General features: G+C 44.4%; 17 protein-coding genes. 9 read left to right on the top strand and 8 right to left on the bottom strand.

All coding sequences use genetic code 11. From position 1 onward, the window contains the following. Window positions 1-96 precede the first annotated feature (96 nt). Complete coding sequence (locus ABT56_RS01195; protein ID WP_047877026.1) at window positions 97-1,266, bottom strand: GGDEF domain-containing protein; 1,170 nt, start codon at window positions 1,264-1,266, stop codon at window positions 97-99. Window positions 1,267-1,458: 192 nt separating this feature from the next. Here ABT56_RS01195 and ABT56_RS01190 point away from each other — a divergent pair, with 192 nt between their 5' ends. Together ABT56_RS01190 and ABT56_RS01185 are read left to right on the top strand one after the other, a co-directional pair. After that, entirely contained in the window at window positions 1,459-2,127 is a 669-nt protein-coding gene (locus tag ABT56_RS01190; protein ID WP_047877025.1) for a hypothetical protein, read from the top strand. A 223-nt stretch (window positions 2,128-2,350) separates the two neighbouring features. Continuing rightward, the gene (locus ABT56_RS01185; RefSeq protein ID WP_047877024.1) at window positions 2,351-2,539 is read left to right on the top strand and encodes a DUF4250 domain-containing protein; all 189 of its coding nucleotides are present in this window, start codon (window positions 2,351-2,353) and stop codon (window positions 2,537-2,539) included. Between the two features lie 48 nt (window positions 2,540-2,587). Here the strand turns inward: ABT56_RS01185 and metR are convergent, their stop codons facing one another. Next, a complete protein-coding gene (gene metR / locus ABT56_RS01180; RefSeq protein ID WP_047877023.1) occupies window positions 2,588-3,499 on the bottom strand; it encodes an HTH-type transcriptional regulator MetR in 912 nt (303 codons plus the stop codon). A 213-nt stretch (window positions 3,500-3,712) separates the two neighbouring features. On the opposite strand from metR, the gene metE reads away from it, so the two are divergent. Continuing rightward, window positions 3,713-6,004: a 5-methyltetrahydropteroyltriglutamate--homocysteine S-methyltransferase gene (gene metE / locus ABT56_RS01175; RefSeq protein WP_047877022.1), complete on the top strand. Its 2,292-nt coding sequence runs from the start codon at window positions 3,713-3,715 to the stop codon at window positions 6,002-6,004. Window positions 6,005-6,077: 73 nt separating this feature from the next. Here the strand turns inward: metE and ABT56_RS01170 are convergent, their stop codons facing one another. The 6 genes from ABT56_RS01170 to ABT56_RS01145 form a co-directional block, all read right to left on the bottom strand. Continuing rightward, window positions 6,078-6,521, bottom strand: a complete 444-nt coding sequence (locus ABT56_RS01170) for an META domain-containing protein (RefSeq protein WP_047877484.1) — start codon at window positions 6,519-6,521, stop codon at window positions 6,078-6,080. 261 nt (window positions 6,522-6,782) lie between these two features. Further along, on the bottom strand, window positions 6,783-8,474 hold the full coding sequence (locus ABT56_RS01165; RefSeq protein ID WP_047877021.1) for a mechanosensitive ion channel family protein: 1,692 nt from the start codon (window positions 8,472-8,474) through the stop codon (window positions 6,783-6,785). Window positions 8,475-8,701: 227 nt separating this feature from the next. Continuing rightward, the gene (gene pstB / locus ABT56_RS01160; RefSeq protein ID WP_047877020.1) at window positions 8,702-9,451 is read right to left on the bottom strand and encodes a phosphate ABC transporter ATP-binding protein PstB; all 750 of its coding nucleotides are present in this window, start codon (window positions 9,449-9,451) and stop codon (window positions 8,702-8,704) included. Between the two features lie 16 nt (window positions 9,452-9,467). Further along, entirely contained in the window at window positions 9,468-10,334 is an 867-nt protein-coding gene (gene pstA, locus ABT56_RS01155; RefSeq protein WP_047877019.1) for a phosphate ABC transporter permease PstA, read from the bottom strand. A 5-nt stretch (window positions 10,335-10,339) separates the two neighbouring features. After that, window positions 10,340-11,251: a phosphate ABC transporter permease subunit PstC gene (pstC, locus tag ABT56_RS01150; RefSeq protein WP_047877018.1), complete on the bottom strand. Its 912-nt coding sequence runs from the start codon at window positions 11,249-11,251 to the stop codon at window positions 10,340-10,342. 100 nt (window positions 11,252-11,351) lie between these two features. Further along, a complete protein-coding gene (locus ABT56_RS01145) occupies window positions 11,352-12,170 on the bottom strand; it encodes a phosphate ABC transporter substrate-binding protein (protein ID WP_047877017.1) in 819 nt (272 codons plus the stop codon). A 368-nt stretch (window positions 12,171-12,538) separates the two neighbouring features. On the opposite strand from ABT56_RS01145, the gene ABT56_RS01140 reads away from it, so the two are divergent. From ABT56_RS01140 to ABT56_RS01115, 6 genes are all read left to right on the top strand, one after another. Next, window positions 12,539-14,167: a methyl-accepting chemotaxis protein gene (locus tag ABT56_RS01140; protein ID WP_047877016.1), complete on the top strand. Its 1,629-nt coding sequence runs from the start codon at window positions 12,539-12,541 to the stop codon at window positions 14,165-14,167. Window positions 14,168-14,924: 757 nt separating this feature from the next. After that, on the top strand, window positions 14,925-16,553 hold the full coding sequence (locus ABT56_RS01135) for a methyl-accepting chemotaxis protein (protein WP_047877015.1): 1,629 nt from the start codon (window positions 14,925-14,927) through the stop codon (window positions 16,551-16,553). A gap of 545 nt (window positions 16,554-17,098) precedes the next feature. Then, on the top strand, window positions 17,099-18,727 hold the full coding sequence (locus tag ABT56_RS01130; RefSeq protein WP_047877014.1) for a methyl-accepting chemotaxis protein: 1,629 nt from the start codon (window positions 17,099-17,101) through the stop codon (window positions 18,725-18,727). A gap of 702 nt (window positions 18,728-19,429) precedes the next feature. Next, window positions 19,430-21,058: a methyl-accepting chemotaxis protein gene (locus ABT56_RS01125; RefSeq protein ID WP_047877013.1), complete on the top strand. Its 1,629-nt coding sequence runs from the start codon at window positions 19,430-19,432 to the stop codon at window positions 21,056-21,058. Between the two features lie 346 nt (window positions 21,059-21,404). Then, window positions 21,405-23,033, top strand: a complete 1,629-nt coding sequence (locus tag ABT56_RS01120; RefSeq protein ID WP_047877012.1) for a methyl-accepting chemotaxis protein — start codon at window positions 21,405-21,407, stop codon at window positions 23,031-23,033. A gap of 117 nt (window positions 23,034-23,150) precedes the next feature. Next, entirely contained in the window at window positions 23,151-24,071 is a 921-nt protein-coding gene (locus tag ABT56_RS01115; protein ID WP_047877483.1) for a LysR family transcriptional regulator, read from the top strand. The last annotated feature ends 60 nt before the right edge of the window (window positions 24,072-24,131 follow it).

The following is a 24,131-nucleotide window of genomic DNA, read 5'->3' as shown; positions in this document are numbered from 1 at the left end:
GTTTGTTTGTGGTGAAAAGTTGCGCATTTATATTCACGGGTTCGTTTACGTATAAATGCGCACTTTGAGAGGTCAGAAGGGACGTGGTTGCAGTGCTTATGCCGGTATAGGTTTTTGCTCTGTGATGTGGTTATTGCACGACGATTGATAGAGACAGCAATCTCGACCATTTTTCTTGCATTCATACAAGGCGTTATCTGCACGATCAATTAGGGTGCTGATCGATTCAAAATGTGAATAGGTTGCGATGCCGATACTGGTGGTAATTGATAGTGGCTGTGAATATTTGTCGATATGGATTTGAAGCTGACGAATACCCGTTAGGTACTGGTTTGCTAAATCAATCGCCTCTTTGGGCGAGTACCCCGGAACGAACAGGATAAATTCCTCGCCGCCATAACGTCCGAAAAGCCCCCCTTTGGGGCTGTATTGTTGGATATGTTGAGCAAATGCCTGAAGGATATGATCCCCCGCAGTGTGCCCCCAGTTGTCGTTGATGCGTTTGAATTTGTCGAGATCAAACAACAGAACTGAAAAAGGCTTACCTTCGAGCTGAGTCGTATGGAGTGATTTTAAGGCCAGCTGCAGTAATACCCGGCGATTGAAAACGCCAGTTAGTGGATCAAGTGATGCTTGCCGGTAGAGACGCATTAGCATATAGAGCTTGGACAGCTGAGACCAAATCACGATAAGAGCCAGCAGTAACTGAAGCCAATAGTCAGCCAGATTTTCTGGGGTTAGCCAGCGTTGAGACTGGGTATCTGAAATCCATTGAGGTATGGCGGTGATGATCAGTAAGAACAGGCTCTCTTTGAGGGTGAGAGGTAAAATAGTCAACATCGCAATATGAATGATAGGCAGCAGAGTATAGCCATAGATATACCCGCTATATACCGTGGGAAATCCCAGTACCCATACGGCATGAAAATAGAACGCATTGATGCAGAGCATAACCAGTAGTAGGGCGTGCAGTACTTTCTTTAACCCGATCCGATGATAGTTGCAATGCGCGATAACGAATAGGCTAAGCGCGAGAAATACCCGTGAAATCGCAATGGTCGGCCCCTCATTACTCGGCAGGTGCATAAGGTCAAAAGGTATCCACAGTAGCACTAACCCTCCCCAGAGCGAGGCGAGCAGGGTCAACCGACTACGCAGATAGCTGCTTCGCGTATTCCTGAAATTTGTAGAGTGGTGGCGGGCACTGAATAGATCAGGGATATACAAGGCGAACTTACGAAGGCTATGGGCGGGAGACTCATGCATGGATATGCCTGAAAAGTATGTTGTTTTGAGAAGGTTTCAATTATAAATCCATGAATTATAGGGATAAAGTAAAAAATGTTATTGTCGTGACCGTGATATTGATAATTTTGAGTTTAGCTTTGGTCGAGAGTTGGTATATCTCTAGGGAGTTGGTATCATCGCGGCAGTTTAATTTTTGCGGGCGTTTTCGTTATGGATGTTGTAACCACTTTTCTGATCCCTGCCTTATTGGGTGCTCAGCTGGTGTTGTCTTTGGTGCTCACGAAAGGTGAGATTTGCCCTGGACAGCGCGGCCGGGTGCATAAAACATTGCCTGTGTTATTAGTGGGATGGGCGATTTCGCTCATGATCACCCCTGCGGCATTGCTGCCATTGGCGGCCTTGGGTTATTTCACCCTGAAGGTTAAAACGGGTAAAACCCGTGATGCCGGGCCACTGCGTGTGTTTTACTTGGCCATTGGTTTGGCTGTGGTGGCTTTAGTTGCCAGTCTACAGGGTGAGACTTTGCCTAAAATTGGTATGAGTTTGGTAGCAGTGGTGATGTTTGGCGCACTGATCGCCCACTTATTGCTTACGCAGGCAAGAACTCGCTTACAGGCTTTTCACCGTCTATTGCCGTTTGCTGGTTTTGCTGGGGCCATGCTAAGTGCATTGTGTGTGCTGTGGTTGGCATCGGGAATGGATCCAGAATCATTGACCGTCGCGACCAAGCATGTTGTGGCTGCGCTAATGCTGCTGGTGGTTGGCGTTTTGGTATGGGCAATGCACTTGCTAACAGGTAAAGCGGTGAATCGTTGGCAGTTGCTGGCGGCGGCAGTGTTGCTGATTGGATCGGCGCAGCTGCAAACAGTACTGTTCTGATGTAAGCGATAACCGTTAACAAACAAAGGCCAGCCTGTAAAAGAGCTGGCCTTTATTGTTTGAGCCATTGCGAATGCAGGATGCCAGAGTGTGAGTTCGCTCTTTTTCTTTCTGGGGCCGAGTGACTATGCTTAATCCAAGGCTTAATCCAAGCAGCGTCAATATGTACGCACGCTAACGGCATCGCTTGGATATACACTGCAAGGTCATCAAGGGGGTAGGTATGGAGATTGATAATTTACTTCGCATGGACGGCAATATCGTGCTGGGTATCGTCAATGAGCGACTGCGCTTGGAGTGCTCAACAGTCGAAGAGCTGGTAAGCCGCTATGAGTTAGATTTCGATGAATTAAATGCAAAAATGGAATCACTGGGTTACCACTACGATCCGATCAACAACCAGTTCAAGTAACCCCGTTGTATTTTAGGCCATCTGATATTAAGTACGGGGTATTAGGTATCAGGTGGCTCTTATCCCTTCCAAATGGGTCTGGCATTGCTGCTTGGCAGTAGCAAAAAAAGCCGACAGGTAGTGGCGATCTTTCTCTTGTGCTCGAATAGCAGCAAACAATCTTCGCCATAATCCTTTTCCGAGCGGCTTGCTGACCACTAAGCCTTGCCGCGCAAAATCATAAATCGCCCAGTTAGGTAGTGCAGATACGCCTAGTCCCGCCGAGACCATCTGAATGAGCATTAGGGTATTGTCGGCTTGTTTCCAATTTGCCGGTTCGATGCCCGCTGGCTGTAAGAAATGCTTGATAACATCAAGTCGGTTTTTTTGGACCGGGTAGCTCATCAATGTTTGTTGTGCCAAGTCTTCAGGTTCGATGGTTTCTTTCTGCGCCAACGGTGATTGCGGCGAAACAATAAGACGCATTTCAAAATCAAACAATGGCTCGAAGTGGATTTCGTTGCGGGGTTGAATATCGGATGTAATCACCAAGTCAAGCTCGCCGGCCCCGAGAGCGGGCAGTGGCTCGAATCCGAATCCGGAAGAGAAATCGAGGGTGACATTTGGCCAGTGTACTTGGTATTCCTTGAGGGCAGGCATCAGCCACTGGAAGCAGGAATGGCATTCGATAGCCATATGCAGGCGGCCGTTGGTATCTTCTTTGAGGCTTGCCAACTCATGCTCGGCACGGGCAATACGCGGAATCACATCATCGGCCAGCTTGAGCAGTACTTCCCCTTCAGCAGTGAATTTTACCGGACGGGTTTTCCGGAGAAACAGTTGGTTGCCAAGCCGTAGCTCGAGATCTTTTAATTGGTGCGATAGTGCTGATTGAGTTAAACAGAGGGTGTTGGCCGTTGCAGTCAACGAACCGGTATCACGCAGGACGGTTAGGGTGCGCAGATGTTTAATTTCAATCAAAGCATTAATCCTTATGCTGATGTCTGTACCAAGTTGGAGGTTCACACACTTTACGTATATTTCGCAGAAGTGTAAACATCTAGACGTCTATATGAAAAATCAAGTGATTTAACATGAGATTTGCTCAAGTTAAACATTAAACATTAGAAATTGTTCATTTCGGTGCCTTACTTCATTGTAAAAACATCTTGAATAGGCATGGATGGAAGAACAATGACGAATAAAACACAAACGCACATTTTGGGTTATCCGCGGGTCGGCAGCCAGCGCGAACTGAAATTTGCGCAGGAAAAATATTGGCGAGGTGAGTCGTCGCAGGAAGAGTTGAAGCAAGTTGGTCGTCTGTTGCGCCATCGTCATTGGGGGGATCAGGTCGGTGCGGGATTGGATTGCGTATCTGTCGGTGATTTCGCCTGGTACGATCATGTATTGGGAACAAGCATGTTACTTGGGCATCTACCAGCACGTCATCGCAGCGGTTTTCCTGACCTAGATACCTTGTTTCGTGTTGCACGCGGCAAAGCTCCTTCAGGCTGTGCCTGTGCCGCATCGGATATGACCAAATGGTTCAATACCAATTATCATTATATCGTGCCTGAGTTCAGTGCCGATGATGCGTTTAATGTCAGCTGGCCCCAATTGTTCGAGGAAGTAGCGGAAGCGAAAAAAGCAGGCCACGAGGTGAAGCCGGTGTTGTTAGGGCCAGTTTCCTACTTGTGGTTGGGCAAGGAAAAAGAAGCCGGTTTTGACCGCCTTTCTCTGTTGCCTCGTCTGCTTACGGCCTATCAGCAAATACTGACCAAGCTGGCCAAGCTGGGTGTAGAGTGGGTGCAAATAGACGAGCCGGCGCTTGCTCTGGAGTTGCCCGTACAATGGTTGGATGCGTACAAGCTTGCCTACCAGGTTTTGCATGGAAAACCAAAGCTGTTGCTGACCACCTACTTTGACACCATTACCCATAATCTTGACCGGATAACCGGATTGAAGGTCGATGGTCTGCACATTGATTTGGCCACGGCTCCTGAACAGTTGGAGCCGGTGCTGGCGGCGTTGCCTTCGTCTTGGGTACTCTCTGCTGGTGTGATTAACGGTCGAAATGTTTGGCGGGCGGATCTGAGTGCATGGCTTAAGCGTCTATCGTCAGTGAAGGCTGATCTGGGAGAAAGACTTTGGGTTGCCAGCTCATGTTCATTGCTGCATAGCCCTATCGATCTTGATCTGGAAACAGAGCTTGATCCGGAAGTGCGCCAATGGCTGGCGTTTGCCAAGCAAAAATGCCGTGAGGTGACTTTGCTTGCCAAGGCGCTCGACGGTAATGAGGCTGCGCTTAGCGAGATTGAACAATACAGTGCGCCGATTAAAGCCCGAGCGACCAGTGAACGGGTTAATAATCCTCAGGTACGCCAGCGCCTTGCTGCGATAACGGATAGTCTGGCTGAACGTAAGCTGCCTTATCAGGAACGTGCGAGATTGCAGCGCAGTGCATTGGGGCTGCCTTTATTACCGACGACCACGATTGGCTCATTTCCACAGACGGGCGAGATCCGTACCCAGCGCCGTGATTTTAAAGCTGGCCGATTGGCCGAGAATGATTATGTGACCGCCATGCAAGAGCATATTGCCGATGCCATTGAGCGTCAAAATAAGCTCGGACTGGATGTGCTGGTTCATGGTGAGCCTGAGCGCAATGATATGGTGGAGTATTTTGCTGAATTGCTCGAAGGATTTGCCGTCACTCGTTTTGGCTGGGTACAAAGTTATGGGTCACGCTGTGTGAAGCCGGCGGTGATTGTGTCAGATATTTACCGTTCAGCGCCGATGACGGTGGAATGGGCCAAGTATGCCCAATCGCTGACTGACAAGCATGTGAAAGGGATGTTGACCGGTCCCGTAACGATTTTGGGCTGGACTTTCCCTCGTGAGGATTTAACCCGTGAAGAGATAGCCAATCAGATAGCATTGGCATTGCGCGACGAAGTAGCGGATTTGCAAAATAACGGAATCAACATCATTCAGATTGATGAGCCAGCAATTCGTGAAGGGTTGCCGCTCAAGGCCAGCCAGTGGCAGTCGTATCTGGATTGGGCTGTGAGAGCCTTCAAGATCTCAGCGGCCAGTGCCGAGCCAGAAACACAAATCCATACCCATATGTGTTATAGCGAGTTCAATGACATTATCAAGTCAGTTGCCGCTTTGGATGCTGATGTGATCACCATTGAGACGTCACGGTCGGATATGGAACTGCTTAAAGCATTCGAGGCATTTGATTACCCGAATGAGGTTGGCCCTGGTGTTTACGATATCCACTCGCCAAATATTCCGGATGTGGAGCAGATTATTCAGCTGGTGGAAAAAGCTAAGAATCTAGTTCCTGCCGAGCGGTTATGGGTGAACCCTGACTGTGGGTTAAAAACACGGAACTGGCAAGAAACAGAAGCAGCTTTGGCCAATATGGTGGAAGCGGCTAAACAGTTGCGTGAACAGTGGCAGGCAAAAGTTAGCTAACTTTGCTGGCAGCAAAAACAAAAACGCCTGCATGCGCAGGCGTTTTGAATTTCGTAACGATAATGGGTAATCGTTATTGTGCCGTAGCCGGAGCACGGTTGAATGTTAGCGTGTGGTCAGCACCGGTAAGCGTTAGCTCGTTACCGTTGATGCTAGCTTTGCTCCAAGTTTGCAGAGTAGAGCTCATTACCTGCTCCATGTTCATTGCTGGCTCAGGGCAAGCCATCATCGTCATACCCATTTTTTCAATACGTAGCTGACCGTCTTTAAATTCAGCCTGACCGAAGTAGCGGTTACAACCCGCATGGCCATTGGCACCAAGATCGTTTGAAAGCTCTAGGTTTGGTGCAGTGAATGGTTCTGGTAGGTCAAGAGCTTTGTTATCAACTTTGGTTAGAACCCAGTTGTGGCTCGCTAGATCAGATGCTGAAGTCACAGAAGTCGTCTCACTGTTAGTAGAACAAGCCGCAAGCATTACTGGAAGCGCAAGAGCGGCAGCAAGAAAACGTTTTTTCATGGTGTATGATTCCCCGAATAATAGCTTTGTAGACCAGTAAACCACAGCAATGCTGAATGTGAACTGGGCAAAGCACATTTTAATTGTACATTGTTTTTAATGCCTTTCAGCTAGTTATACCAGCTTTGTACTTTCTTGGATATCAGTTTTTTTTCTGGCTGATATTCTGCGCACAAGACGACAGGTAGCACTGCGATGAAAAGCGTTTTAATTCAGCATAGTATGCTACACCTTACTGACCAAAATATTGTTAGCTGGTTGTCATTTTTTGTCTATGTCGGTATTAATCATATGCAGATGCACATCTTGCTGCGGGAATGGGATAGAGATCCCTTCTCGGTCGAAGCGCATTTTTACCTCGCGGGTAACATCCCAGTATACGTCCCAGTAGTCTTCCGTTTTTACCCAAGGGCGGACGATAAAGTCGACCGATGAGGTATTGAGGGTATGCAGTTTGATCATTGGCTCGGGAGAGCGCAGTACCATAGGGTGTTCGGTGACGATCTCGTTCAGTACTTTTTCGGTTTTCTCGACATCATCGCTATAGCCAATACCGAAGATCATATCGACTCGGCGAACACGCTCATGGGTAATATTCTTGATGGTGTCGCCCCAGATTTTGCTGTTTGGCACGATGAGGATTTGGTTGTCGAATGTTTTGATAGTGGTACTGACCAGGCTCATATGGCTTACTTTCCCTGATGTGCCGCCTGCCTCGACAAAGTCGTCCACATCGAATGGGCGGTAGATAAGCAGCATCATACCGGAGGCGAAGTTAGACAGGGTATCTTGCAAGGCGAAGCCGATAATTACACCCGCGACACCAAAACCGGTAAGGATGGGGGTTAAATCCAACCCGATTTGGGCCAATGCGAAAAGCAACCCGACACACAAAACGATATTGCCTGTAATCGAGATGAAGAAGTCCTTCATTAGCTGCGACATGCGCAGGGTGGGCGAGCTCACAGCTCGAGTGACAATACGGCGGGTGATATTTTTGAGGATTTTGAAAATAAAGACGATCAGCAGGAATATAAACAGCTTGAACAGCATCTGCGGCGTATTTTCAGCCAGCCAGATTTTTACTGTACCCACCCATCCCGTCAGGATTGAAAAGATCACTTTTACATCAAGTAGTTCGTTGGTTAGATTACCTGTGGTTTCAAATAGCTGCTTGGTGTACTCGGTGGTCTCTAGCCCCATGTCCTTGCCAAGATCAGCAAGAAATTGAACGGACTCTATATCCCCGGTCACTTTGCGTTGGGTAAGAATTTGCTGAAGCTGCAAGGTGGCTTTTTCGCCTTCCGCTGCGGTTTTCAGCTGGCTTGACAGCGTACTCTCTTGTTGGCTGTCAAAACTGAGCATTGCCGACATGAAATCCAATCGTTGACGGACGGTTTCAACCAATTGAGCTTGTTCTTTGGGCTTGGGAACGTCAAGACGGTTAAGCCACTGAAAGTTGATCCATTGCTCTTTGAGCATGCGATGGTAGAAGTTGGTGGTTTCTTGCAGGGATTTTTCCATCAACAGCCTTTGTTCGGGCTCTGCGCTGTCGATCTGTGCCTGTTTGGTCGTGATCTGCTTTGAGAGAAAGTCGGCGGCTTCATTGAGGTAGCCGACTTGTTCATTGACCAGCTCGATGATTAGAGGCCGGTTTTCATCATTTTCCAACCCAATGAGTTTTTGCAGTTCTGCTCTGATTTCCTCATTTTTTTTGAGCATCTGCATGTCGATGACATTTTTTTCCGTGCCAGTTTTGCCCTGGGATTGGCTGAGGAGTTCGCCAAGGTCGGCATCGAGCTGGTCGATGTTGCCGATGATACGCTCTGTTTCAGAGAGAGGCTTCGGTGCTTCAGTGCTGGTGGTTTCTGTTGGGCTGGGTGTTTCTGTTGGAGAGTTTTCAGCGAAACAGGTGAGGGAGAAGAGGAGCAGGAAGAGTAAAGACCAGCGCATTGTATACCTCTATAACTGGCAAAATAATCATTAATTTTAGTGAATGATAGATCAATTGTTGGTGTTTTTTGTTGATAACACACCCAAAAATAAAAGCGCATAAAAGAGGTATGAAAATACCGTAATAAAAAAAGCCCCCAACACGTGGGGGCAAGGTTTACCATCGCTGTTATTATCCGTATAAAGCTGCGAGTGAGTTATTGAGGATGCTCTTCGTCGTGATACTGTTAGCCAAAGTCACCGTTCACATAGCCACGGGTGCGATCATCACGCGGTGAGTTGAACAGCGTATTAGTATCGTCGTGTTCGACAAGCTCGCCCATCAGGAAGAACGCGGTGCGATCCGAGATACGACGCGCCTGCTGCATGGAGTGGGTGACGATCACGATGGTGAAGTCTTTTTTCAGGCTTTCCATCAGATCTTCAATTTTCTTTGTCGCAATCGGGTCAAGCGCCGATGTTGGTTCGTCCATCAAGATAACATCGGGTTGCATGGCGATTGTACGGGCGATACACAGACGTTGCTGCTGACCGCCAGAAAGCCCAAAGGCGTGTGATTTCAGGCGATCTTTCACCTCGTCCCAAAGGGCTGCGCCGCGCAGAGATTTCTCAACAACCTCATCGAGTACCTTTTTGTCCTTGACGCCCTGAGCGCGCAGACCATACGCGATGTTCTCGTAGATGCTCATCGGGAACGGGTTCGGTTTCTGGAAAACCATCCCGACTTTGATTCGAAGCTGGGCGACGTCGATATTGCCATAGACGTTTTCGCCATCCATTGTTAGCTTGCCGTTTATTTTGACCCCTTCGATCAAATCGTTCATTCGGTTCAGGCAGCGTAGCAGGGTTGATTTGCCACAGCCTGACGGACCGATAAGCGCGGTAACCTGACGGCTAGGGATTGGTAGGTTAATTTGTTTTAGAGCTTGGTTCTGGCCGTAATAAAGATCCAGATTTTCAATGTTGAATTTATTCATGGTAAGCCTTCCTCAATTAGTAAGTCGCAGTGTTGAAACGGTTTGCAATCAGTTTGGTAATCAGGTTAATCACGAGCACGACAACGATCAGAACAGTGGCCGTTGCATAGGCTTGGTTCCATTCGTGAACGGTGTAAAGCTCCTGAGTTAACTTGTACAGGTGGACGGTTAGCGTACGGCCAGAATCGAACATGCTTTCTGGAATACGGGCAACCATACCTGCGGTCAGAAATACCGGTGCTGATTCACCGATAACACGACCTACGCTGAGGATGATGGAGGTGACAATACCCGGCATGGCGCTTGGTAGGATCAGTCTCCAAATGGTGTAAATTTTCGATGCACCCAAACCGTATGAACCTTCACGGTAAGTTTGCGGTACTGCCATTAGTGCTTCTTCGGTTGTACGGATGATAACCGGCAGGATCAGGATACTCAGGGTCAGGGCACCTGACAAAATTGAGTAACCAAAGCCCATGACAACAACAAAGAACGTCATACCGAATAGACCGTAGATAATCGACGGAATACCGGCCAGCGATTCGGTACAGAAACGAATCACTTTTACCAAACGGCTACCAACTTTTGCATATTCGGTCAGGTAGATAGCCGTCATGATGCCGAGCGGGGCAGCAACACCGATTGAGGCGGCTACCATATACAGGGTTGAAACAATCATTGGCCAAATACCTGATTCTTGGCCGATGGTGGTGTAATTGCTAGAAATGAACTCCCAGTTAACGTGTGAGAGACCGTTGCTCAGAATGTACCAGACTACCCAGACCAAGAAACCGACGGTGATAGATGCTGCCGTCCAAATAAGGCCGAGGGAAATGTTGTCTTTGAGTTTCTGTCTACTTGTATTGGTTGCTTGTAGAGCCATTGTGGTTACCTCGCACGCTCACGGTTTAGATAAAGAAGCGCGCCGTTTAGCATCATGATAAAGACCAAAAGAACAATACCGGTGGCATACAACGCACTGGCGTGGATGCCGGTTGCGTACGACATTTCAATCGCGATATTGGCAGTCAAGGTTCGGGCTGATTCCAGTAGACCCTGCGGCATGGCTGGCGAGTTACCCATTACCATGATGATAGCCATGGTTTCACCCAAGGCGCGGGCAACCCCTAAGATAACGCCTGTCATAATGCCGGATCGGGCTGCGGGCACCAGTAGCTTGAAGACGGTGAACATCTGCGATGCGCCCAACGCATAGGAGCCTTCTTTATAGCTGCGTGGTACGGCTCTGATTGAGGTTTCCGAAACGGTAATTACCGTTGGCAGGATCATCACTGACAGAACGATGATACCGGCAAGAATGGTGTTACCAGCAGGTACAGAGAATACATCCTGAATTAGAGGAACAATGATCACCAGACCAAAGAAGCCATAAACCACAGAAGGGATACCGGCAAGCAGTTCGATCATCGGGCGGATCAGATTAGCGAGTCGTTTCGGCGCAACTTCGGCAATAAAAATGGCCGTAAGTACCCCAACAGGTACACCCAGAATAACGGCACCGGCAGTGGATACCAGCGAGGCGACAATCATTGGGGCAATACCGTAAAGGGCGGGTGGTAACCAGTCGTTGCCCAGAACGATGTTAGTGACGCCTGCTTCGGCAAAAGCGGCGTAACCTTCACGGAAAATAAAGTAACCAATAGTTACTAGTGAGAGAATACCTAGCGCGGCACTGGTTAGAAATAGGTATTTAAAGAACAACTCACGCCAGTCAGTTTTTGCTTTGGCTTTCAGCGTAGGCTGTTTTGCTGTGTTTTCTATATTGTTTGCGATGGTCATACATATTACTCCAGATACAGACAACAGGTTGTTGTTCATACCAAGGAATCATTAAAAACCTGCCGCTGGCACGTGGCCGCGACAGGTAAAGAATCAACAGTTACTTAACAGAGATAAAGCCTTTATCAGCGACAATTTTTTGGCCTTCAGGGCCTTTCACCCATGTTAGAAAATCAAGGGCAGCAGGAGACGGGCGACCTTCTTTGTAAACAACCAAGAATGGACGTTGCACGCCGTAGTCACCGGCCTTGATAGCCTCAACCGATGGTTTGTGGTTATCGATCGACAAGGCTTTAACGGAAGCATCGACTGATCCTAATGAAATATAGCCGATAGAAAATGGGTTGTTGGCAACAATGGTTTTTAGCTGTCCGTTACCGCTGGCAACTTGTGCGCGCTGTGAAATTGCTGACACACTAATGCCATTAATTTTTTTCTTGAGGTTCATGATGTCTTCAAAAGCACCGCGTGTGCCGGATGCGGTATCACGAGTTGCAACAACGATAGGCTTGTCTTCACCACCGACTTGCTTCCAGTTAGTGATTTCACCTTTATAGATCTTAGACACTTCATCCTTGGACAGATCCGTAACAGGATTATTGTTATGAACTACAACGGCTATACCATCCCTTGCTATTACTACTTCTTTGATTTCATTTGACTTTTCTGACTCTTTTAATTCGCGAGAACTCATACCGAAATCTGATGAGCCATCATGAGCTGCTCGCACACCAGCGGATGAACCAGGACCTTGTACTTCAACCGTTACATTGCGAGATTGTGCATAGGTTTCACCGAGAACTTCCATGATTGGTGATACGGAGCTTGAACCAACAACAGAGACCGTTTCATTTGCGAACGCTGAGTTAAATGCCATAGAACCAGCGAGGGCTAGTGCACCAATAACCTGTGTTTTCATTTTCCTAATCCTTAAGCGTTTGGCGTTATTGCCAGTAGGTGTCGAATGAACGAAATAAAGGTTAAGCAGGAAATATGACAGTCATGTTTCAGAAAATTGAACACTCTATGACGTTAGCAATAAATGTTTAACAATTGACCAGTTCTTGATTGATAACTGCTATCTTATTGAAATAGAACGCTGTTTCTTAAGTCTAAAAAAATTTATTCATAAGTGTCATTTTTTTGACATCAAAAAAATCTTATGATGTTGATTTTTTTCATTGTTTAATATGGACAAGCAGGGCTTCAAAACCTATATTTGCGCCGTTAACTTAACCTTAGGGATGGGGTTTTGATTCAATTTGCGTATATAAGTAAGGTCCGCACATGCAATTTTCACTAAAGAACCTATCAGTGCGTTATCAGGTTTTGCTACCAGTAATGCTGATGGTCGTGGTTCTATTTGCTGCTCTATACACCACAAAAGTAAAATTAGATTCAGAGCAGAATATCATTTATAGCAATACACAAGATTTGGTCACCTACAAAGACGCACTAGCGAATGTAGATGATAGTATTTACCCACTGCGTATTTCTGCAGTGTATGCCATCTATGATCAGAGCAAGCGTGAAACGTTTTTGCGTGAACTTGATAGTAATGCGGGCGTTATCATTCAATCGCTTAATTCTTTGGAAAAAGAGCCAGCGTTTCGCGATGAGACGATGAAAGTAGAAAAAGCGATTCAGGATTATATCGACTACTCACGCCGTGCGATGGGGGTCTTTGCTGATCATGAAACAGGCAAGATCACCGATAAGGTGTTCAATGAATATACAGCTAAGTACCGTGTTATCGGTAACACAATGGTTGAAGCGATTAATACTCTGTCGTCAGAGGTAAACAACTTCAGCGCCAAGAGTATGGCAGAGAGCGATGCAAATAATGCAACGTTGATGAGAAATGCATCGTTGGCAATTATTGCAGTGTTTGCGGTTGTTATCATGATTGCTTGGTGGCTGACAGGGCTTATCGTCACACCGATCGTGAAGTTGCAAACGGTTATGCGTGAAGTTGCCAGTGGTAATTTGACCGTGCGTGCTGAGCACGACGGAGATAATGAACTGGCGGCATTGAGTGAGGATGTAAACAGCACTATTGATCAATTAAGTCGTACTGTTGAGTCGATGATCCGGATCAGTGAGGATGTGGCCGCGGCTGCAACGGAGTTGGCGGCGGTGATGACACAGTCAGAAGCCAATGCCCAGCTAGAGCATAACGAGATTGATCAAATTGCTTCGGCGGTAAACGAATTGTCGAGCACAGCAGATAACGTAAGTGATAATGCCACAGCGGCTGATTCTACGGCCAAGCAGACCGATGATCTTGCACGCCAAGGTTTAGAGATTTTTGAACAAAGCAATGCCGCGAGCCGTCAAATGTCACAGACGTTGTCAGATGCGGCAGGTGTTGTGACTTGCCTGAAAGATCAGTCTGAGCAGATCAGCAAAGTGATTGAGGTGATTCGCGGTATCTCTGAGCAAACAAACTTGCTGGCATTGAATGCGGCTATTGAAGCGGCGCGTGCCGGTGAATCTGGCCGAGGGTTTGCTGTCGTTGCTGATGAGGTTCGTATGCTTGCGGCGCGCACGCAGGACTCAACCAAAGAGATCCAGACGATTATTGAAGAGCTACAGTCCCAGTCAGTAACTGCCAATGACAGTATGCAGAGTAGCCTTGAAATGCTAGAGAAAAATCAGTTGCTAGCTAATCAGGCGAATGATGCACTGTTGGGTATTACGGAATCTGTAGTACAGATTAGCGATATGAACACTCAAGTTGCAACGGCCGCAGAGGAACAGTCTCAGGTTACACAAGATATAAACCGAAATGTCTCCAATATGTCGGAAATTGTGAACCAGAATGTTTCCGGAATAAGCCAAAGTGCAACGGCAAGTACGGAGCTATCACGTTTGGCTGAGCAGCAAAAAGAACAATTGTCATTCTTTAGAATTTAATTGTATTATCTCTGCTAATCTTTATCGAATAGATTTTTAATAAAAGGCCCTTAATAAAAGGGCCTTTTTTATTATATGTATTACAGTGGATTATAATATGTTTTCATTAATCTTATATAAATATAGTTATTACATAAGTAAGTGGGTAAACGATGTTGCTTTTCATTGGGATGTTTAAGGGAAACTAGGATTCGCTGTTTTGATAAGATGAAATGATTCTTATTATTGGTATATGGTCTTATAATATATGTATAATGCGAAATTTATTTTTGGTTTCTTATTTTTTAATTTTGGTAAATATTAATGAGTGGATTGATAGGTCATTAAATTTAAAAGTCTCGATTAATATTGTAATTGGAAATAGGTAATAAATAGAAGGGTAATGTTTACAAACATGACGTATTTGTGAACAGGTGGAATCTGGTAACTAGCCTATATGTAAAATAGGTTATACCGTGCAATATTCTGTTTGTAATTATTGAACATCCAAAAGTTTGCTTTCAAAGCATTTTATTGATTTATAATACCTTTTGCGCATGGACAGCGGTTTTTTGTGAAATTATACTTTAGCTGAGCTAACGCTTTATGAATTCGTATCTAATATTTCATTTAAATAAATGATAGTGCTTGTCTTATTGCTGTTATAGAACATTTTTAAAATACACCTTTGCAATAAATAACACTGTTATTTGCCTTAACTATAACTTTAATAGATATTTAGATATGGAATAATGTTATATATCAAGGAATATGTATTATGCCTTTTTCACTGAAAAACGTATCAGTGCGCAAACAAGTATTACTACCTGTAATCTTGATGGCTATTGTTTTATTTATAGCTCTATGGATTACAAAATCAAAATTGGATGAAGAACAAAGCATTACCTATAAGGATACAATAGATCTTATTAAATATAAAGACTCACTAGCGAGTATTGATGATATGATGTATCCGATAAGGATATCAGCTGTATACGCAATATATGATATCAGTAAGCGTGATTCTTTTTTAGTTGAGATGAATAATAATATTGATTCAATAAATAAAGAGTTAGAGTTTTTGGGTTCTCATCCTGAGTTTAAAGGTGAAACTTTATTAGTTGAATCCTCTATTCAAAAGTATATAAATTATTCACGTGATACGATTAAGTCTTTAGGTGAAAGAAGAGTTGTTGATATCAGTAAACAGGCTTTTGATGAGCATATCGTTAAGTACCTTGAAGTTGGTAGTGAGATGGTTGATGCTATCAATGACTTGTCACAAAAGGTCAATCAATATTCTACGCGGAGCATGAAAAACAGTGCAGCAGCCAGTGCAAGTTTAATGTCGTCTGTAACGATGGTGATTCTTTTCATATTCGTTGTGGTAATGCTGGGGGCATGGTGGTTGTCTGGTTTAATCGTTCATCCAATTGTGCAATTGCAACTTGTGATGCGTGAAGTGGCTACTGGTAACCTAACGACTAAAGCTGAACAAGATGGAACGAATGAAATCGCTAATTTGAGTAGTGATGTTAACCTCACGGTCTGTAAGCTAAATGCAATGGTTGATTCTATGATGCGAATTAGCGATGACGTGGCTGCAGCTTCAACAGAACTCGCGTCGGTAATGACTCAATCTGAAGCGAATGCGCAGTCGGAACAAAGTGAAATTGATCAGATCGTTTCTGCTGTGAATGAGTTGTCGAGCACTGCAGATAACGTGAGTGATAACGCGACCGCTGCTGACTCTACGGCCAAGCAAACGGATGATCTTGCTCGTCAGGGTTTAGATATTTTTGAACAAAGTAATACGGCTAGTCAGCAGATGTCTGAAACGTTGGCGAAAGCGGCGGATGTGGTGACGTGCTTGAAGGAGCAATCTGATCAGATCAGCAAGGTGATCGAAGTGATCCGTAGCATTTCTGAACAAACTAATTTGCTGGCATTAAATGCAGCCATCGAAGCGGCACGTGCCGGCGAATCGGGACGTGGTTTTGCTGTGGTGGCGGATGAAGTACGTATGCTGGCTGCTCGTACACAGGACTCAACCGAAGAAATTCAGACCATTATTGAAGAGCTACAGTCCCAGTCAGTAAATGCCAATGACAGCATGCAAAGTAGCCTTGAGATGCTGGAGCGCAATCAGTTGTTGGCCAATCAGGCCAATGATGCTTTGCTGGGGATTACGGAATCTGTGGTACAGATCAGTGATATGAATACTCAAGTGGCTACAGCGGCAGAGCAACAATCTCAGGTGACGCAAGACATAAACCGAAATGTCTCCAATATGTCGGAAATCGTCAATCAGAATGTTGCGGGTATTAGTCAGAGTGCGACAGCAAGTAATGAGTTGTCCCGTTTAGCTGAACAGCAGAAAGAACAATTGTCATTTTTTAGAATTTAATTGCTGATTTTATCTGAGCATCCATTAAGAAAAGCCACCGAATAATATCGGTGGCTTTTTATTTACTCTAGAAAAGCTTTAATAAATATGTATTTTTTATACATCAAAACTCTGCAATGCCGATTATTTATTGGAGAACAAACTCTCGCATTCGCTATGAATCATGTTGTACTTCCACATTGCAGTCACTAGTGAGTGCAATGTGTTGTATTAACTGTTTTTTTTAATTGCATCGTGTGCAATTAATTTGATTACTTATGTTTATTGAACATTATATTTCTACAAATATGGGAGATATTAGTAATCACCTAAGGATGCATGTTCTAAAAACACAATAAATTCACGATAAAGCTTTGCATTTTGTTCTTTGTTTGGAGTTTTATAGTGAATATAAGTATGTGTAAAAAGGAGGGGGTTGTTGTCATCTTGTTGTTTTTTGCTGATTTTAACGCTAGACAATGCGGCATTTAGGACATATCTTCCTGTCGAAGCCTCGGTTTTAGGAATAACCTAGGTACTAAAAAGAATAATAAGGGTTAAATAAAATGGTATTTTCATTAAAGAATATCTCGGTACGTTATCAAATACTGATGCCTGTTCTATTAATGGTTATAGTATTATTTATTGCACTATCAGCAACAAAGATAAGTTTAGAAGAGGAACAAGAAAATTTATATTCAAACACAATTTCATTAGTCGGTTATAAAGACACGCTAGCGACTATATTGGATACGGTGTACCCATTAAGGATATCGGCAATTTATGCAATGTATGATTCGTCTCGCCGAGACACACTTTTAAATGAAATTAACTCTAAGATCGGCAGTTTGAATGATGAATTTACATTACTAAAAAAGCAGTCAACGTTCAGTGATGAAATTTCTCATGTTGAATCCTCAGTACATAAGTATCTTGAAATGGCAAAGCAAATGGTTGAAATGACCAGAGGCCAAGAAAATGGAGAGGTTACAGCTAAGGAGTTCGCTCGATTTATCTCGCAGTATCGCAAGGCGGGTGATGATATGGTTGGTGCAATTAATTCGCTTTCACTAGCAGTGAGTGAGTTCAGCACACAAAGTATGAATGACAGCCAATCTATCAATGCCGCTTTGATGAAGAAAGTGACAGTGGTGCTGAGTGTAGTGTTTTTCACTGTAACATTTGTGGCATGGTGGCTATCAGGATTAATTGTAACGCCAATTCTTCAGATCCAAAGAGTGATGCGCGAAGTTGCTATTGGTGATCTTACTGTTAAGGCTGAACAAGATGGCAGCAATGAATTGGCTAAGCTAGGGACGGATGTCAACATTACTGTCAATCAATTGAAAACGACAATTGGCGCGATGATTCGAATTAGTGAAAATGTTGCGGCTTCGGCAACAGAGTTGGCTTCTGTTATGACGCAATCTGAAGCGAATGCGCAGTCGGAACAAAGTGAAATCGATCAGATCGCTTCAGCTGTAAATGAACTGTCGAGTACTGCAGATAATGTGAGTGACAATGCAACAACAGCCGATTCTACCGCCAAGCAAACAGATGAACTTGCACGCAAAGGTTTGGAAATTTTTGAGCAAAGCAATACGGCTAGCCACCAAATGACTCAGACTTTGTCACAAGCAGCGGATGTGGTGACGTGCTTGAAGGAACAGTCTGATCAGATCAGTAAAGTGATCGAAGTGATCCGTAGCATTTCTGAGCAAACCAACTTGTTAGCGTTGAATGCTGCTATTGAAGCGGCACGTGCCGGAGAATCGGGACGTGGTTTTGCTGTGGTGGCTGATGAAGTACGTATGCTTGCGGCGCGCACGCAGGACTCAACCAAAGAAATTCAAACCATTATTGAAGAGCTACAGTCCCAGTCAGTAAATGCCAATGACAGTATGCAGAGTAGCCTTGAAATGCTAGAGAAAAATCAGTTGCTAGCTAATCAGGCCAATGATGCATTGATGGGGATTACGGAATCTGTGGTACAGATCAGTGATATGAATACTCAAGTGGCTACAGCGGCAGAGCAACAGTCCCAGGTGACGCAAGACATAAACCGAAATGTCTCCAATATGTCAGAAATCGTCAATCAGAATGTTGCGGGTATTAGTCAGAGTGCGACAGCAAGTAATGAGTTGTCCCGTTTAGCTGAACAGCAGAAAGAGCAGCTTTCATTTTTCCGAATTTAAATAATAATTAAAATAAGCATCAAAGGCAGGTTTAATAACCTGCCTTTTTAATGTCACAAGTGATAAATACCCGCAATGGAATGCAAAATAAATATCTGCTGAAATAGTATAAATAATCAGACAGCTCCATTTATAGAGCAGAGCTTAATTCAGTCTGAATGTTTCATTACATCAAAATATTTATAAGCGATCGGTAAGTGTAAGTTAAGTTAACCTATGTTGTTTCCGATTTGCTTCTACAATGTTGCTTTGTGCGTTTTTATTGCCTAAGTTGTTGGACAGGTCATTGGTGCGAATGTTTCAATGTAAGTGGAATAAAATATACCTTTTTGTATTAACAAAAATGGAAAATTATATTTTATTCCAAATAGGATTTCTTTATGTGAGGAATATCACGAAAGTGAGGTGAGTTATATATTCTTTTTTTGTTGAAATATCCTTTTTTTATAGACAAGACCCAGATTGAGTCTTATATTCCTGATAGTATTATTAATTTACTCTAAGTATACCTAAGCTCCTTCTATAAGATACGTAATGAATCGTGTTTAATATAATTTCTCAATGTAAATAAGTATTAGAGATATAACTATTGTAATCGTTAGATTGTATTTTTATGGGGAGCTACTGATGCTACCTATACAATTGATGGTTGAGAAGAGGCTTAGGTATGCCAAAATTCGATGTTAGTAAGGATCACGTGTCATGCAGTTTTCACTGAAAAATTTATCAGTGCGGTTCCAGGTATTATTACCTGTGATGATTATGGTTGTTGTGTTGCTTGTTGCTTTGTTAACCACAAAGTCTAAATTAGAAACGGAGCAAGGCGTAATTTTTTCTAATACGGCCAATTTGGTGAAATACAAAGATGCATTGGCCGGTATTGATGATACGGTTTACCCCCTCAGAATTTCAGCTGCTTATGCAATCTTTGATGCAAACAAGCGTGAAAGTTTTTTAAATGAAGTTAATAAGCAAATCAGTACTCTAAATGACAATTTAGAATTGCTGGAGAGCGAACCGGTGTTCTTGGCTGATACCAAGAAAGTAGAAGCTGCGATTCAAAAATATGTCGATTATTCGCGAAATGCGATGAAAATGCTGGAGCAATTGAGTTCTGGTGACGTAGAGCAGCGAGACCTCAACCGTTATACCGCTGAATATATTAAAGTGGGTAATGAGATGGTTGAGGCCATCAATATGTTGTCTCAAAAAGTTAATGACTTTTCTTCTCAGAGCATGAAAGAAAGCCAAGCAAATAATGCGAGCTTGATGTACTGGTCATCGATTGTCATTTTTGTTGTATTCATTTCGGTTATGCTGACAGCTTGGTGGCTATCTGGTTTGATTGTGAACCCTATCGTGAAGTTGCAGACTGTGATGCGTGATGTTGCGGCCGGTAATCTGACAGTACGTGCTGAGCAAGATGGCACGAACGAGTTAGCTAAACTTAGCGGTGACGTGAATCTCACGGTTAGCCAATTGAATACGACAGTTGAATCTTTGATGCGCATCAGCGAAGACGTAGCAGCGGCATCGACAGAGTTGGCTGCAGTGTTGACGCAATCGGAGTCGAATGCCCAAGCGGAGCAGAGTGAGATTGATCAGATCGCCTCAGCGGTGAATGAACTGTCAAGTACAGCCGATAATGTCAGTGATAACGCGACGGTAGCCGATTCAACAGCCAAACAAACGGATGAATTGGCACGGCAGGGTTTGAGAGTCTTTGAGGAAAGCAGTGCGGCGAGTCGACAAATGTCTGAGACATTGGGTCAAGCGGCAGATGTTGTAACTCGATTGAAAGAGCAGTCGGATCAAATTAGCAAGGTTATTGAGGTTATCCGCAGTATTTCAGAGCAGACTAACCTGTTGGCGCTGAATGCGGCCATTGAAGCGGCGCGTGCCGGTGAATCAGGCCGTGGTTTTGCGGTGGTTGCCGATGAGGTTCGGATGTTGGCTGCTCGTACGCAGGATTCAACTAAAGAAATTCAAACCATTATTGAAGAATTACAGTCTCAGTCGCTTAATGCCAACGACAGCATGCAAAGTAGCCTTGAGATGCTGGAGCGCAATCAACAGTTGGCCAATCAGGCCAATGATGCTTTGCTGGGGATTACGGAATCTGTGGTACAGATCAGCGATATGAATACCCAAGTGGCTACAGCGGCAGAGCAACAGTCTCAAGTTACTCAAGATATTAACCGTAACGTCTCTAATATGTCGGAGATTGTAAATCAAAACGTAACAGGTATTAGCCAGAGTGCGACGGCAAGTAATGAGTTGTCACGTTTGGCGGAACAACAGAAGCAGCAACTGTCATTCTTTAGAATCTAGTCTAGATAGTGTGTTGATGAAGAGCCGATCGTAAGATCGGCTTTTTTTGTTTAATTAGTCACCTAATTTATTTAGATGGCATCTATTGATTAAAAAAGTATAGTTACTTGTGCTAGTAATGACTCTCTTGTTTAGATATTAGTGATGTTTTTGTTTTATCTATAGTGTTGATATTATTTAATTTATCATTTGTTTTAGGTCTAAATACTAGTCATCAGTGACTATGTGAAACAAATACTTCATAAAATGAATGTAGACAGCATTTTTGACTTTGAATATATTGCGCGCGCGCTAAAACCATAGCCGTTGTGGCGCTTCTATTATTCTAATATGTAAGGTCGTCTACATGCATTTTTCATTGAGCCACTTATCTGTTCGTTATCAGGTATTGCTGCCTGTAATGATTTTAGTTGTTCTTTTACTTGCCGCTTTAACAACAACGAAGTCAAAGCTTGAGACAGAGCAAGGTGTTATTTTTAATAATACCAATGACTTAGTCTCATATAAGGATACGTTATCTCATATCACTAATGCCGTTTACCCACTGCGTATTTCAGCGGTTTACGCTATCTACGATCCGTCTCGTCGCGCATTATTTTTAGATGAAATATCGGGCCAGATTAAGTCGCTTAATGATGATCTTCAAGTGTTGGAAGATGTCGATGCTTTGCGAGAGGATGCGGTCAAGGTTGAGCTGGCGATCCAGCGTTATATTGATCTTTCAAGAGCGGCAATAGTTTTTTTTGCCGAGGTTGATTCAGGTGTTAAGAGCAAGAGTGAATTCGACAGCTTTATTAGTCAGTATCGTCAGTCAGGCAATGAGATGGTTAAGGCTATCGATGCGTTGTCACAAAAGGTCAATACTTACTCGAAGAACAGCATGGATCAGAGCAAAATTGCTAACACGGATTTGATGAGTTCCGTTGCTTTCGGGATTATGGCGGTGTTTGTGGTTGCCATTATTTTGGCTTGGGTTCTCTCTGGTTTGATCGTTAAGCCTATTATCAATATTCAAATGGTTATGCGTGAAGTAGCTAAGGGTAATCTAACGATACGCGCCGACTCTGAGGGTGACAACGAGCTGTCTAAGCTGAGCAGTGATGTGAATGCGACAGTGAGCCAATTGAACGGTACAGTTGAGTCTTTGATTCGCATCAGTGAAGACGTTGCAGCGGCAGCGACGGAGCTGGCAACGGTAATGACGCAGTCTGAAGTTAATGCGCAATCAGAGCTTAATGAGATTGATCAGGTTGCCTCAGCGGTGAATGAACTGTCGAGTACGGCTGATAATGTGAGCGATAATGCGACCTTGGCAGATTCAACAGCTAAGCAAACAGATGAGCTAGCTCGACAGGGGTTAAGCATTTTTGAACAAAGCAATGCTGCGAGCCGAGAGATGTCTCATCAATTGAGGGAAGCGGCAGGTGTGGTTACTCAGTTGAAAGACCAGTCAGATCAGATCAACAAAGTGATTGAAGTGATTCGCGGTATTTCTGAGCAAACAAACTTGTTGGCGTTAAACGCGGCCATTGAAGCGGCGCGAGCGGGTGAATTGGGACGCGGTTTTGCCGTTGTTGCTGATGAGGTGCGGATGCTTGCGGCTCGGACCCAAGACTCGACCATCGAAATTCAGTCAATTATTGAAGAGCTACAGTCACAGTCAGTGAATGCCAACAGTAGTATGCAGAGCAGCCTTGAGATGCTTGAGCGTAATCAGTTGTTGTCAACTCAGGCCAATGACGCTTTGTTGGGTATTACTGATTCGGTGATGCAGATTAGTGATATGAACACGCAGGTAGCGACGGCGGCGGAACAACAATCACAGGTGACTCAGGATATCAGCCGAAATATCACGAATATGTCTGCGATTGTGAATCAGAACGTGGCTGGGATCAGTCAAAGTGCCTTGGCGAGCAATGAGTTGTCACGTTTGGCAGAGCAGCAGAAGCAGCAGTTGTCCGTATTCAAAATTTAAGCATTCTAAGTCGGTTTGGTTGATGAAACGGCTGGTCGAAAGACCAGCCGTTTTTCATTGTAAGGGGGTTTGGTATAGTGGGTGATAGAAAAATAAATGAATCGGATTAGCTGAATGGTGATCAAAAAAGCCCAGCAAATGGTGGTATTCAATGCGTTGACTAAGCAGCGCAGTTTTACCAAAGCAGCGCAGCTGTTGGATATTTCTCGGACTCAGGTGAGCAAGCAAGTCCAGCAGCTAGAAGAGCGTCTTGGTGTTCAGCTGGTTCAGCGGACTACGCGCTCATTTTCATTGACTGAAGCTGGGGAGCGGTTTGCTGTACATTGTAATAATGTCGTAGACGAAATTAATGAGGCTGAGAGCGAGTTAGTTACCGCATCGGACTCGATGCAGGGCCGACTTCGGGTGGGGATCGCCCAGTCTTTTGCAAAGCATCATATTGCCCCATACATTAAGTCATTTCATGCACTTTACCCCAATATAGATGTTGAGATGAGTTTGTTTGACCACCGGGTGGATTTAATTGCCGAGCAATTTGATCTGTGGATAGGGATGACAGACTCGCCGCCGGAAGGTTTTGTCGCACGACATTTGACCGACTGTCATTTTATTTTGGCTGCTAGCCCTGAATATTTGGCCCAAGAAGGCGTGCCTTATACGCCTGAGGCGTTAGAGCAACATAACTGCATTATTTATTACAGTCGTGAGCGTAAAGATAATGTGTGGTGTTTCAGCCAAGAGGGAGAGGATAGGGCGATAAAAGTGAAGGGAAATTACCGGGTCGATTCTGCAGATGCTATTTTGGATGCGGCACTTGCAGGACATGGGATCGGGTATCTTGCGACTTATTTGCTGGACAAAGAGTTTCAGGAAGGGAAGTTGGTGCGGCTTTTGCCTGACTGGGAACTCTCACAGCATATGCCACTGTATGCTGTTTATCCTCGCCACAAGTTCCTACCAAAGAAGGTTCAGGCCTTCATTGAATTTGCTAAATCTCATATTGGTGAGCCGGCTTATTGGGATAAAGTACTCAACTGAGGCGGTTGTTATTTGGGCGAAAGAGGTTATAGATATAATGATTTCTCGCCCTAATTATCA

The sequence above is a fragment of the Photobacterium aquae genome (assembly GCF_001029445.1).
In the GTDB taxonomy this organism is placed as follows: domain Bacteria; phylum Pseudomonadota; class Gammaproteobacteria; order Enterobacterales; family Vibrionaceae; genus Photobacterium; species Photobacterium aquae.
This window is presented reverse-complemented; position numbering and strand designations above follow the sequence as displayed.

Bases quoted from the DNA above. Each gene is read 5' to 3' on its own strand.
- ABT56_RS01195 (WP_047877026.1), bottom strand. From the start codon at position 1,266: ATGCATGAGTCTCCCGCCCATAGCCTTCGTAAGTTCGCCTTGTATATC.
- ABT56_RS01190 (WP_047877025.1), top strand. From the start codon at position 1,459: ATGGATGTTGTAACCACTTTTCTGATCCCTGCCTTATTGGGTGCTCAG.
- ABT56_RS01185 (WP_047877024.1), top strand. From the start codon at position 2,351: ATGGAGATTGATAATTTACTTCGCATGGACGGCAATATCGTGCTGGGT.
- metE (WP_047877022.1), top strand. From the start codon at position 3,713: ATGACGAATAAAACACAAACGCACATTTTGGGTTATCCGCGGGTCGGC.
- ABT56_RS01170 (WP_047877484.1), bottom strand. From the start codon at position 6,521: ATGAAAAAACGTTTTCTTGCTGCCGCTCTTGCGCTTCCAGTAATGCTT.
- ABT56_RS01165 (WP_047877021.1), bottom strand. From the start codon at position 8,474: ATGCGCTGGTCTTTACTCTTCCTGCTCCTCTTCTCCCTCACCTGTTTC.
- pstB (WP_047877020.1), bottom strand. From the start codon at position 9,451: ATGAATAAATTCAACATTGAAAATCTGGATCTTTATTACGGCCAGAAC.
- pstA (WP_047877019.1), bottom strand. From the start codon at position 10,334: ATGGCTCTACAAGCAACCAATACAAGTAGACAGAAACTCAAAGACAAC.
- pstC (WP_047877018.1), bottom strand. From the start codon at position 11,251: ATGACCATCGCAAACAATATAGAAAACACAGCAAAACAGCCTACGCTG.
- ABT56_RS01145 (WP_047877017.1), bottom strand. From the start codon at position 12,170: ATGAAAACACAGGTTATTGGTGCACTAGCCCTCGCTGGTTCTATGGCA.
- ABT56_RS01140 (WP_047877016.1), top strand. From the start codon at position 12,539: ATGCAATTTTCACTAAAGAACCTATCAGTGCGTTATCAGGTTTTGCTA.
- ABT56_RS01135 (WP_047877015.1), top strand. From the start codon at position 14,925: ATGCCTTTTTCACTGAAAAACGTATCAGTGCGCAAACAAGTATTACTA.
- ABT56_RS01130 (WP_047877014.1), top strand. From the start codon at position 17,099: ATGGTATTTTCATTAAAGAATATCTCGGTACGTTATCAAATACTGATG.
- ABT56_RS01125 (WP_047877013.1), top strand. From the start codon at position 19,430: ATGCAGTTTTCACTGAAAAATTTATCAGTGCGGTTCCAGGTATTATTA.
- ABT56_RS01120 (WP_047877012.1), top strand. From the start codon at position 21,405: ATGCATTTTTCATTGAGCCACTTATCTGTTCGTTATCAGGTATTGCTG.